This is a genomic window from Rahnella sp. PAMC25617, from assembly GCF_050606005.1.
GTDB lineage: Bacteria > Pseudomonadota > Gammaproteobacteria > Enterobacterales > Enterobacteriaceae > Rahnella > Rahnella variigena.
On record NZ_JBOCUM010000019.1, the window covers coordinates 23,962 to 36,296 of the forward strand.

The following is a 12,335-nucleotide window of genomic DNA, read 5'->3' on the forward strand; positions in this document are numbered from 1 at the left end:
TAACAGAATATGAAAATCGTTATTATTGGTGATGCGCTGGTCAGCAGTGCGACATTAAGGGATGCTGCCAAAGATATTGATTTTCCCGGCAGAGATGAAAGCGAACTGGATGTCGTTTCTTACGAATGGTATTCCGATTTAGAAAAGGAAAAGTTTCAGGAAAAAATTCTGCTGATTGAAAAGAACGGCCCGGAGGCGGTGGAAATTCCCGCTGGCGTGACCGAAGCACTGAAAGACGCGGATTACCTGCTGGTGCATATTGCCCCTGTGTCGAAAAGTATGCTGGAAACGGCGGCAAAACTTAAACTTATCGGAACATGCCGGGGCGGGCTGGAGCATATTGCATTAAACAGTGTGAAGGAAAAAAATATCACGCTTATCCATGTTATCCGTAATGCTGAACCGGTCGCCGATTTCACCTTAAGCCTGATGTACGCGGAGACCCGAAATATTGCCCGGGCGCATCATGAAATTAAAAATGGCAAATGGCGAAAAAGCTTTTCGAATGATGAACATAAGACAGTGCTGGCCAATCATACTGTGGGACTGATTGGCCTGGGTTATATCGGCAAGCTGGTGGCGAAAAGGCTTAATGCATTGGGTGTCAGGGTGATTGCCCATGACCCCTTTATCGATAAGTCGCTCGTCATAAAGGAAGGGCTGAGGGTTGAATTACTGGATATGGATTCTGTCATTTCGCAATCAGATATCCTTTCTTTGCATATGCGGCTGACACCTGAAACGGAAAACATGATCAATAAAGACGTCTTCAATAAAATGAAGGCCGGGAGCTATATTATTAATACCGCAAGGGCCGGGGTTGTACATAAAGCTGACCTTATTGATGCGTTAAAAAACAGGCGTATAGCCGGTGCTGCGCTGGATGTGAGCTGGGATGAGCCTATCAATACCGACGATCCTTTACTCCAGCTGGATAATATCACGCTGACCCCACATATTGCAGGTGACACGATAGATGCCATTCCTAAAGCGCCTTATCTGCTCAAAACGGTTCTGAATGATTATTTTAAAACGGGTCACAGCGATATGTTGATCATTCAGTAAACGTACAGGGAATTTATCGGAATATTCATTATTCATCCGGGGAACCGTTATGATCAAAGAAACGTTGACGCTCAATAATAAAACTGGTCTCCATGCGCGCCCGGCCAGTGCGATCGCTAAAATAGTGGGGAAATGTCAGTCGAAAGTAGAATTTATCTCCCGTGATAAAGTGATTAAGGGGAAAAGCGTCATAGGTTTAATGACTGCCGGAATTACAGGCGGTGCAAAGGTTGAAGTCATTTGTGAAGGAACCGATGAAGAAGCGGTATTTCTTGAGATAAAGGCGTTATTCAATGCCGGCTTCGGGGAGGAATAGCACGGTCTGTGCCTCTTTACATCAGTAAAGGCCTGAATGAGCATTGCCGGCCTTTACTGATTTTTTCCCGATTGAGAAGTGCCTGGTTATCGTAATATATAGATTTTCTGACTGCCGTCCGTTAATCTAAAAAAACACTTATTAAGATGTATTGACTATGAACAAACCTATCTTTCAGGATTATTTTGTTTCTGATCAACAAAATGTGATTATTACGTCCCGCCTGCCGCAAGATTATTCACCTAAAACTCAATTTAATTACAGTAAAATAACATTGATTACCGGTGGGATTGGTCTGCATATTATTAATGGCAAACCCTATTCAATTTATCCACGGATGTTGTTTTTTACTCAGGCCACTGATTTACACATTTATGAACACGCACAAGACCTGAGGTTAATTAATATTTATTATCAGCCTTCGGAGCATTTTTTTCTCATAAAAGGTTTTGAATCCCTTATTCCAAAGCAATTTGCATCCTTTCACATCCACCGTTTCTTAGATAAAAACAGTGCTCTGCTGATACAGGGCTCTCTGGATAAACTCATTGCCAGCCAGCATAAAGGCAGTATTGAACAGGAAAGCCTGTTCCTGCGGCTGCTGGTAGATTTGCGCTACTGTAGCTACTTCTATGATAAGAACAACACCAATGAAAGAAGGATCCTGCGGCTTATCCGTTGGCTGCACGCTAACTTTCACGAGAAAATTGACTGGAACCAACTGGCCGATCAGTTTTCCATCAACGTCAGAACGATGCACCGTTACCTGGATAAAGATATCGGCTTGTCACCCCAGCGTTATCTCACCAAATTGCGCCTGTTTCATTCCCTCTACCCGCTGCTGTATTCGAATAAACCCATTACCTCGATAGCGCAGGACATCGGCTTTGATGACCACTCTTATTTTGCTACCTGCTTCCGGCGCGAATTTGGCCTCCCTCCCAGAGCGTTTAAATCCACCGCTGCGGGGCAGTCTCTGCTGTCCAGATAGATGCCATAACACACAGCTGGTTTTTAACCCTGAAAACCACAGATCCGATACTCAGTCTGTTCCCTCTGCACGTGATATAATGATGTGTACTAATCATCCTAATCGCGATTGAGGGGCATTCCGTTTTATCCGAAAATGTGAATCAGTATTTACTTATTCCCTGAGTTTTCTGAAAATGAATGATGATATATGTCAGTTTTTGCCTCCTTTTTCATGGGCTGAGGCATCGTTAAATCGAAAATTTCTTCTATTTTTTAGCATAAAAAAGAAGCCTGATTTTCTTTTTATTAGTGCAATATATTGATTATAATGGTTTTTTGTCTATTAGTGGTTTTGCTAAATAATCATTTCAGTGAAAGTGGGTGTTCCACAGGGTCTTTTGCTGGGAAAATAATTTGTTCTAGCAGTAAAACCCTACAGGATAATCTACATGAATAAGCCTTGCTCAATGTCTTTGACTCTCATTGCGTTAATCGCGTTGAGTGCATGTAGCACAAAAAATAATGTGGCTACAATAAAAGAGACGTCAGTTAATAAAGGTACGAATAATACCTGTGTTAACGAATTCAAAGCATTACAGCGTCTTTCTCCTCATGATTTTGATATTTATCAGCAACAATTTAATCAGCTGACAAAATCTTATGATGTTTACAAAACGAATAAGGGTCTGATAAACAAAGATGCGCAGGAAATTCTGAACATCGAACTGGACTCAAAATTGAAACTTATCTGCGCAAGAGTTAAAGGTGCGACCTTTAAGAGCATGGACGAGCGCTCTCAGGAAGTGAATAAAATATGATGGCGCGAGTGAAGTCTTTCTTCCTGATTCTGTTACTGATCAACATACAGGGGGCACATGCTGAAGATTCCGTTGATGCTAATCTGAGCCTTTTAGATCAGTTGCAGAGTGAAAATTTAATTTCTGCTCCGGAATCGTCTGTTTTTGCGGAAAAAAATAAGACTTCCACTCCGCTGATTCAGCCTCCAAAAGATATCGTCGTCCCAAAAACACCTGTTGAAAAAGCCGTCGCGCCCCCGTCGCAGTCTCGGCCTAAACCTTCTCCGGCTCCGGTAAAAAAAGCTCCTAAAACACCTCAGCCTGTGCGTGTTCCCTCTGCCACAGCAGATGTCAGCGAGATGAAGAGCAAGGCCGATATCAAGGCTAACGAGCAGCTAAAAAAATCCCTCGAGACGGCAAAATCCACAGCAGAAAAATCTCGTGATCAATATGCTGCCTTGCAGAAATCCTTCGCGGATACGCAAAAAGAAAACCAACAACTACAAGTTCAGATCGAGGCATTAAAAGCCAAACCTGCCGTTGCCTCGCCATCTGCAGACCAAAAGCTTGCGCAGAAGAAAGCGCAGGATGAACTGAAACAACTGCAAAATTTGCTGAAAAACACACAACAAGAAAACCAGCAGATGGCATCTACGTTGCAGAAGCTTCAGGGTAGCCAGAAACAAGCCGAAAGCCTGAGCGAAAAATTATCCGTTGCACAGACGGTGACAAAAAAATCTCAAGACGAAATGGCTGATATTCAGCAGTCTTTGAAAAAGACAATGAGTGAAAATGCCGCATTGAAAGCCCAGCTAACGGCGTTTAAAACCAGTCAGGACGGCTCAGCGAAAAAAGCCTCCGAGCAAGTGGCCACCTCTCAGCTGGCGACCAAAAAAGCCCAGAAGGAAATTGCTACCCTTGAGGCGAGTTTTAAGAAATTAAGTACTGAGAATGCGCAGATCAAAACGCAACTTGATACCGTGAAAAAGCAATCCTCAGCGCGCATCGAACAACTGGTCTCCTCTGGACGCGCCAATGGTAAATCGCTGGCGGAATTCGCGGTGCTGAATGCGACATTACAGCAGGCGACAGAAGAAAATCATAAGCTCAAAACGCAGTTCGAGACGCTGCAAAAGCAATCCAGGGCAGAAGCCGAAAAATTGCACGCTTTAGAAAGTACAGGCAACAAATCGCAAGCCAATGTGGTTGAACTGCAAATGACCGCAAAACAAGCTGCCGCTGAAAATGCGCAACTGAAAACTCAACTGTCCACCCTGGAGAAACAGGGTGCCAGCCAGAACGAAAAAATTGCGTTTGCCGTGGCTGCAAATAACAAATCACTGAATGAAAATCAGACTCTGCAAACAAACCTCAAAAAGGCTGCAGACGAGAATGCGCAATTGAAATCGCAGCTTGCAGACCTGCAAAAACAGGGCGCTGCGCGGAATGACAAATTGTCAGCGTCAGACGCGGTTAATAAGAAATCTCAGGCTGACTCTATGGCTTTGCAGAAAACCCTCAAACAGGCCGCTGAAGAAAATGCTCAGCTGAAAATCCAGCTGGCAGCAGTGCAAAAACAAGCCGCTACGCAGAATGACAAACTGTCTGTGTCAGATGCTGCTGCTAAAAAATCTCAGGCTGATTATGCGGCTTTACAGCAAACCCTTAAAAAGGCCGCTGATGAAAATGTTCAGCTGAAAAACCAGCTGGCTGACAGGCAAAAACAGGGCGCTGCGCAGAATGACAAACTGTCTGTGTCAGATGCTGCTGCTAAAAAATCTCAGGCTGACTACGCGGCTTTACAGCAAACCCTTAAAAAGGCCGCTGATGAGAATGTTCAGCTGAAAAACCAGCTGGCAGACAGGCAAAAACAGGGCGATGCACAGAATGACAAACTGTCTGTGTCTGAAGCAGTCATCAAAAAATCACAGGCTGATTATCTGGCCTTGCAGAAAAGCGTCAATCAAACTGCTGATGAGAATGCCCAGATTAAAACCCAACTGACTGACCTGAAAAAACAAAGCGCTGAGCAGAATGACAAATTGTCAGCGTCAGAAGCTGCCAATAAAAAGTCACAGGCTGACTACCTGGCCTTGCAGAAAACCCTCAAACAAGCCGCGGATGACGCAGCGCAGTTGAAAACTCAGTTGGCCGATTTGCAGAAAAAAAGTGCTGACCAGAGTGAAAAACTGGCGGCTTCTGAGGTCACGAACAAAAAATCGCAGAGCGATTATCAGATATCTCAGGCGGCACTCTCAAAATCTTCTGAGGAGGTTAAACGCCTGACCAGCCAGCTCACTGAAAGTCAGCAGGCTGCGAATAACGCCGCCGAAGAGAAAAGTAAGCTGACAGCTGAACTGGAAAAAACCAAAAAAGATCTCGCCTCAAACAGCATCGCGGCCGTTACACAATCTGGCGGAGAACTGCTCAGTGACGCAGAACTAAAAACACTGCAGGCGAAAGAAAGTAAGAAAACCGGGCGCTCTTATTCTGTCGGGTATTTGCTGGGGCAAGCCGCGAATTCAAAAATCGAACAGGTGGTTTCTGCCGGTGAGAAAATTGATCGCAATGTGATTATCAAAGGCTTTGTTGACCGGATGAATGAGCTGTCCAGCATGTCAACAAACGACATGAGAGAGTCGCTGAACAGTCTGGATACTGATATTCGCTCACGTCAGGAAAAGCAAAAATCCTCGAATGAAGAGAATAACCAGAAAATCCTGAATAAAGCGGGCAAAGTCAAAGGTGCAGTTAAAGCAAAATCAGGCTTCATTTATCTCATTAGCAAGCCGGGCTCACAGCCAAAAGTCACGATGGATAAGAGTATTCGTCTGCAGATTGTTGAGACGTTGGGTGACGGTAAAGTCATTGCCAGTGAAAAAGACAACAATGTCATCAGCGCCGCTGTGACGGAAATTCCGGCAGTTCTTCAGGAGGTTGTGCTTAAGCTTGGCTTGCAAGGTGAAGCCACAATCTACATTCCGCCTGAACTGGCGTATGGCAAAGACGGCATTCCGGGAAAAATTCCGCCGAATTCGCTTTCCATCATGAAGATCAAAATATTAGGCGTTAAAGACAACTAAATTGGTCGGATAAAAAAGGCAGGTGATGATCAAATCACCTGCCTTTTTTGTTTCTTCAGCGTCGATTTTGCGGATTACAAAAAAGATTTTGTTGTTCCTGTCTGACTGAAAAAAAAGCTGTATTGACGACTGTTGATATAGGCTGACTCCTGTCAAAAAAATCTGAACAAGTTGCCAAATTCTTTCCGCTATCCGCTTTTGAAGTCCTGTCCTATTGTTAATTCCAGCAGCACAACAACACAACGTTAAATACAAAAACACAACCCAACAATGCACTCTGAGAGGAAATGAAAATGTCAAAATTCGATCTGCTGGATCCACAGAATTCCACCCTGATTTTCATCGACCATCAGCCGCAAATGTCATTCGGCGTCGCCAATATCGATCGCCAGCAGCTTAAAAATAATACGGTCGCTCTGGCTAAAGCGGGCAAAGTTTTTAACGTGCCGGTGATTTACACCTCAGTCGAAACGGAAAGTTTCAGCGGCTACATCTGGCCGGAACTGCTGGCGGTTCACCCTGATGTGAAGCCGATTGAGCGTACCTCGATGAATTCCTGGGAAGACGCAGCGTTCGTGAAAGCGGTAGAAGCCACGGGCCGTAAAAAACTGATTATCTCTGCATTGTGGACCGAAGTGTGTCTGACGTTCCCGGCGCTGATGGCGCTGAAAGAAGGCTATGAAGTGTATGTGGTGACCGACACCTCCGGCGGCACCAGCGTGGATGCTCACGAACGTTCCATCGACCGTATGGTGCAGGCCGGTGCGGTGCCGGTGACCTGGCAGCAGGTTCTGCTCGAATACCAGCGCGACTGGTCACGCAAAGAGACTTACGACGCAGTCATGGATCTGGTGCGCGAGCACAGCGGTGCCTACGGCATGGGCGTCGATTATGCCTACACCATGGTGCACAAAGCGCCACAGCGTCAGGGTTAATGCCTGAATGTATAGCCCGGTTATTCCGGGCTATAGACGGTGCTCAGTCCGTCGAAATCCTGCAAATTCTCCCGCCACCACATGGCAGCGTTGCCGGTGGCATTGTCGTTCCAGGCCATAAAGGCCTGATCGCGGCGGGTTTCTGAATCGAGGCGACGTTCAACCAGCGCGCCGCTTTCCAGATGGGGCGCGGCCAGATAACGTGGCAGATAGCCGCAACCCAGCCCGGTGATTTGTGCATGAACTTTGGCGTTAAAGTCATGAACGCTCAGCATTTTCTGCTCATCGAGCACGCGCAAATCAGCGCCAGTGCTGTGGCGGGACATATCGTGAACGACTACGGCGCGATACTGGCGGATTTGCTCGCGTACCAGCGGTTCCGGCATCGAGGCCAGCGGGTGATGCGGCGCAACGGCAAACACATATTCCAGCCAGCCGATCGGGCGATATTCAATGCCGCTGCGCGTGAGAGGTTCCTGCACGGCACCAAATACGATGTCAGCTTCGCCATAACTCAGCGCTTCCCAGCAACCGCCGAGCACGTCGTGGCGGAATAATAATTGGGTATGCTGATGCTCTGCGTAAAAGCGGTCAATCAGTGGCGCAAGCAGTGCGAAGGGTACGGAGGCATCAAGGCTGATGGTCAGTTTGCTCTCCCAGCCACTTTCAACGTACTGCGCCTGTTGCTCCAGTTCGCTGACGGCGCGCAACAGCACGCGGCCTTTGTCCAGCATCAGACGGCCGGTAGGGGTAAATGTGGCGCGATGGCCGGAGCGATCCAGCAGTTTAATGTTCAGATCACTTTCCATTTTCTGCACGGTATAACTCAGTGCCGATGCGGTTTTAAACAGTCTGGCACCCGCCGCGGCAAACGTACCGTGACGGTCTAACGCGTCGAGGATCAGCAGGGCTTCAAGGTTTAATCGCATTCTTTTTCCCACTAAAAAGGGTTGAATACCGGAAAACATTTCCGGCAGTTATGGCTTCCCCATTTCGTATTGTTTAGAGGTATAACGCAACAAATAGTTAACCAGAGGTTGATGACTGTATACATTACCAGTATTATCCGTTTGTTTTCTATACAACGTTTATCCGGTCAAAGCAGGTCAGCTATTTTGTGGAATCCCGAAAAAGAGCTTTTTACCGAGCTCTATCAGTACCCTGAACATCTTCGCCATACCTTAGAAAATTTACCCGGCAGCAGCGGTGTCTATATTTTTTACGGTGACGATAAGGCTTTTCCGCTGTATATCGGCAAAAGCGTGAATATCCGCAGCCGCGTGATGTCGCACTTTCGCAATCCTGCTGAAGCCAAACTTCTGCATATGACCCGCGATATCGAACACATTGAAACGATCGGTGAAGTCGGTGCGTTATTGCTGGAATCTGACCTGATTAAAACCCGTCGTCCGCTGTTCAATAAGCGTCTGCGCACCGCCCGCAAGCTGTGTTCCATCCGGCTTCAGGGGCTGACGGCCAGCATTGTGTTCAGTGATGACGTGGATTTCTCCCACAGTGAAGATTTATTTGGCCTGTTTAAAACTAAAATGTCGGCAGTCGAAAAAATCCGGGATATCGCCGATCAGGAAAAGCTGTGTTATGGCGCGCTGGGGCTGGAAAAACTGTCAAAAAATCGCGCCTGTTTCCGCTTTTCACTGGGCAAATGTGCCGGCGTCTGTTGCGGTAAAGAAACGCCGGAAGCCCATCAGGCGCGTCTCAGAAGCGCGCTCAGCACCCTGAAAATCCGCAGCTGGCCGTATCCTGGTCGGATCGCAATTGTTGAAGAAGCCAATGGTCAGACGGATTATCACGTCATCAATCACTGGTTTTATCTGGGCACAGTAAAAACGCTGGCGGCAGCGAGAGCCTTTGATATCGCCGTGCCGCACTTTGACCGCGACAGTTATAAAATCCTCTGCAGGCCGCTATTCGAGACGGACAGTTCGAAAGTGATTTTGCTGGACTGAGAAAGCAAAAATGAAAACGAGTGAGCAGTTCGCTCACTCGTGAGGGGAGGCTATGACTCGCCTCTGTTATTCGCCTTTCTTATGCTCATGTTCCTTCAAACCTGGGTGTTTAGGTTTGTTTTCTGGCGTGACTCTTTGTCTTTTATCTTCTTTTCCTGTTGATTCAGCAATCGGTTTTGGTCCAGGTTTAATGCTCATAGGAATGTCCTTAATGTGAAATTTTAATCTGCAGGCTGCTCAAGTTCACGATTACTTCTTGTGTTCCATAGGTGCTAAATCGCTAAACCAACTTGGATGGTTTTTAAACGCAGCATCAAGTTCGGACCATTTCACATTTTTTGTGGTGTCACCTTTTTTCAGTTTATCGATGATAATAGTTTTCAACTCATCGACATTGTCCTGACTTCTTGATAGCTCATTTCGTTCCAGCCAGTCTTTTAATTCATACTCTTGAGATTTATCCAGATTAATAAATTCATTATCATTTTTAGCCATTTCATTAATTCCTTCTAATGTCAGCACAGGAATTGCGCTGTCTTTTTCTAAGATAAGGTTTTGAAACGCTGTTTTAATTAGTTAAATAACTAGTTCAGTTAAGTTTTTTTAGGTTTTCTATATATCAACATGAATTCAAAAGGTTTTAATTTTAAGTTTTTTTACTTTTCTTAGAAATTCATATTGAATTTCCCTGAGCTCAATGTCGAAAAACAAAAAGGCCTGAGATCAAAAATCTCAGGCCTTTATTTTTTACCGACTGGCGAATTAACGCATAGTCACAAACTCTTCCGCACCGGTCGGGTGGATGGCGACGGTGTTGTCGAAGTCTTTCTTGGTTGCGCCCATTTTCAGTGCGACCGCGAAGCCCTGCAACATTTCGTCCATGCCGTAGCCGATACCGTGGATGCCGACGATTTTCTCTTCAGCACCGACGCACACCAGCTTCATGCGGCACGGCTGGCGGTGCTGCGTGACGGCGGTGTACATCGCGGTAAATGCGGATTTGTACACTTTCACGTTGTCTTCGCCAAACTGCTCTTTCGCCTGCGGTTCGGTCAGGCCGACTGTACCGATTGGCGGGTGACTGAACACGACGGTCGCGATGTTGCTGTAATCCAGATGTTCGTCAGGTTTGTTGTTAAACAGACGCTCAGACAAACGACGACCCGCAGCAACGGCAACCGGAGTCAGTTCTACCGCACCGGTATTATCGCCCACGGCGTAAATGCCTTTAACGCTGGTGTTCTGGAACTTATCGACGACGATGTAACCTTTATCGTTGGTTTTCACGCCAGTCGCCTTCAGGTTGAAGTTGTCAGTTTCCGGTTCTCGGCCAATCGCCCACACCAGGCTGTCGACTTCAAATTCTTGTCCGTTTTCCAGTTTCAGCGTCAGGCTGCCGTCGGCATTTTTCACCACTTCTTTCGGAATGGACTCTTTATGCAACGCAGGGCCTTCGGTTTCCATTACTTCAACCAGCGTTTCAACCATCAGCGGATCGAAAGTACGCAGGGGCGCGTGTTTACGCACGAACAGATGGGTTTCGGCACCCAGCGCGTTCATCACACCGGCGATTTCTACCGCAATGTAACCTGCGCCAACTACTGCAACGCGTTTTGGCATTTCGGTCAGATCGAAGAAACCGTCTGAATCGATACCGTATTCTGCACCCGGAATATCCGGATGGCTCGGACGTCCACCGGTGGCGATCAGGATGTGATCCGCAGTGATCTTCTCGCCGTTGACTTCAACGGTATGATCGTCAACGAAACGGGCGAAACCTTTGATCACGTCCACTTTATTTTTGCCCAGCACGTTGTCGTACGAGGTGTGGATACGGTCGATGTAAGCGGTACGGTTGGCGACCAGCGTTTTCCAGTTGAAGCTGTTCACGGTGGTATCAAAGCCGTAATCCGGGCCGTAGTTGCGGATCGCTTCAGCGATTTGCGCGGCGTGCCACATCACTTTTTTCGGGACACAACCCACGTTGACGCACGTGCCGCCCAGCTCTTTAGCTTCGATCAGCGCGCATTTTTTCCCATACATGGCTGCACGGTTGATTGATGCGATACCGCCGCTGCCGCCGCCAATTGCCAGATAGTCATAATGTTTGGTCATCGTTTTATCCGTAAGTTGTGAAAAATGGAGACACTGATTCAGCGTCGTTAATCTCAAAATTTGGTTAAGAGTTTAACGTGTTGTGGAAAAGATTGGATCAATGATTGCAATAGGTTTGATAGCTGAGACCTTTGAAAAAGGCCTCAGCGAGGGGAAAAGCTTTACTTACTCAGGCACAACCCAGTTAACCGTAGTATGACCGGTACCGGATGGCACCAGCACTTTGAGCAGCCACGGCAGAACGTTGTTCATCTGCTGCTCGAGTTTCCACGGCGGGTTAATCACGATCATGCCGGAAGCGGTCATACCGCGCTGATCGCTGTCCGGGCGGACGCCCAGTTCGATTTGCAGAATACGGCGAATGCCGGTCGCTTCGAGATCACGCAGCATTTTCTTGATTTGCTGACGCATCACCACCGGATACCACAGCGCGTAAGTGCCGGTGGCAAAGCGCTTGTAGCCTTCCTGAATGCCTTTTACCACGTCCTGATAATCGGTTTTCATTTCGTACGGCGGGTCCATCAGGATCAGGCCACGGCGTGAAGGCGGTGGCAACTGAGCTTTCAGCTGCTGATAACCGTCGGCACGCGCAACGCGGGTACGGTCATCTTTCTGGAATTCACTGCGCAGCAGCGGGAAATCGCTCGGGTGCAGTTCGGTCAGATGCAGTTTGTCGTCTTCACGTAACAGCTGACGGGCAATCAGCGGCGAACCCGGGTAATAACGCAGATTTTCATTGCGGTTGAAGTGATTGACGACAGACATGTACGCCGCCAGTTCTTCAGGAATATCGTCCCGCTGCCAGATGCGCGCGATGCCTTCCAGATATTCGCCGGTGCGTTCGGCGTGTTCGCCACTCAGCTGATAGCGCCCGGCACCCGCGTGGGTGTCGAGATAAAGGAAGGGCTTTTCTTTTTCTTTCAGAGATTCAATGATCAGGCTCTGAACGGTGTGTTTCAGTACGTCGGCATGGTTGCCTGCGTGAAAACTGTGGCGGTAACTCAACATGTGCGGCTTCTCCTGCGGCTTCGCGGCATTATCCATTAAAGACTATCCCGCCGCCACCCATTGATTTCCCCATAACT

12 protein-coding genes are annotated in these 12,335 nt (G+C 47.3%); 7 read left to right on the forward strand and 5 right to left on the reverse strand.

Translation table 11 applies throughout. The features are described from left to right. Positions 1-9: 9 nt before the first annotated feature. The 6 genes from ACM615_RS21635 (at position 10) to ACM615_RS21660 (ending at position 7,168) form a co-directional block, all read left to right on the forward strand. A complete protein-coding gene (locus ACM615_RS21635) occupies positions 10-1,065 on the forward strand; it encodes a 2-hydroxyacid dehydrogenase (RefSeq protein ID WP_431012510.1) in 1,056 nt (351 codons plus the stop codon). Positions 1,066-1,114: 49 nt separating this feature from the next. After that, positions 1,115-1,381 (forward strand): HPr family phosphocarrier protein, encoded by a 267-nt coding sequence (locus ACM615_RS21640; RefSeq protein ID WP_120163490.1) that lies wholly within the window; start codon positions 1,115-1,117, stop codon positions 1,379-1,381. Between the two features lie 157 nt (positions 1,382-1,538). After that, positions 1,539-2,372: a helix-turn-helix domain-containing protein gene (locus ACM615_RS21645; protein WP_129637703.1), complete on the forward strand. Its 834-nt coding sequence runs from the start codon at positions 1,539-1,541 to the stop codon at positions 2,370-2,372. Between the two features lie 430 nt (positions 2,373-2,802). Further along, complete coding sequence (locus tag ACM615_RS21650; protein WP_120163488.1) at positions 2,803-3,171, forward strand: hypothetical protein; 369 nt, start codon at positions 2,803-2,805, stop codon at positions 3,169-3,171. Next, on the forward strand, positions 3,168-6,233 hold the full coding sequence (locus tag ACM615_RS21655; RefSeq protein WP_132966450.1) for an FKBP-type peptidyl-prolyl cis-trans isomerase N-terminal domain-containing protein: 3,066 nt from the start codon (positions 3,168-3,170) through the stop codon (positions 6,231-6,233). The genes ACM615_RS21650 and ACM615_RS21655 overlap by 4 nt, the downstream gene beginning before the upstream one ends. A 293-nt stretch (positions 6,234-6,526) precedes the next feature. Next, on the forward strand, positions 6,527-7,168 hold the full coding sequence (locus tag ACM615_RS21660) for a hydrolase (protein ID WP_113876934.1): 642 nt from the start codon (positions 6,527-6,529) through the stop codon (positions 7,166-7,168). A gap of 20 nt (positions 7,169-7,188) precedes the next feature. Here the strand turns inward: ACM615_RS21660 and ACM615_RS21665 are convergent, their stop codons facing one another. Continuing rightward, positions 7,189-8,097 carry a LysR family transcriptional regulator gene (locus ACM615_RS21665; RefSeq protein WP_431012511.1) on the reverse strand — a complete coding sequence of 303 codons (909 nt, stop codon included), beginning with the start codon at positions 8,095-8,097 and terminating at the stop codon, positions 7,189-7,191. Between the two features lie 186 nt (positions 8,098-8,283). On the opposite strand from ACM615_RS21665, the gene cho reads away from it, so the two are divergent. Then, a complete protein-coding gene (cho, locus tag ACM615_RS21670; protein WP_132966446.1) occupies positions 8,284-9,135 on the forward strand; it encodes an excinuclease Cho in 852 nt (283 codons plus the stop codon). Positions 9,136-9,201: 66 nt separating this feature from the next. Here the strand turns inward: cho and ACM615_RS21675 are convergent, their stop codons facing one another. The 4 genes from ACM615_RS21675 to ACM615_RS21690 all read right to left on the reverse strand — a co-directional run bounded on the left by ACM615_RS21675 (position 9,202) and on the right by ACM615_RS21690 (position 12,258). After that, positions 9,202-9,333 (reverse strand): hypothetical protein, encoded by a 132-nt coding sequence (locus ACM615_RS21675; protein WP_279919725.1) that lies wholly within the window; start codon positions 9,331-9,333, stop codon positions 9,202-9,204. Between the two features lie 51 nt (positions 9,334-9,384). Beyond that, positions 9,385-9,630 (reverse strand): hypothetical protein, encoded by a 246-nt coding sequence (locus ACM615_RS21680; RefSeq protein ID WP_426785567.1) that lies wholly within the window; start codon positions 9,628-9,630, stop codon positions 9,385-9,387. A 267-nt stretch (positions 9,631-9,897) separates the two neighbouring features. After that, entirely contained in the window at positions 9,898-11,250 is a 1,353-nt protein-coding gene (gene gorA / locus ACM615_RS21685) for a glutathione-disulfide reductase (protein ID WP_431012512.1), read from the reverse strand. A gap of 165 nt (positions 11,251-11,415) precedes the next feature. After that, entirely contained in the window at positions 11,416-12,258 is an 843-nt protein-coding gene (locus ACM615_RS21690; protein ID WP_013573521.1) for a 23S rRNA (adenine(2030)-N(6))-methyltransferase RlmJ, read from the reverse strand. Positions 12,259-12,335: the final 77 nt, after the last annotated feature.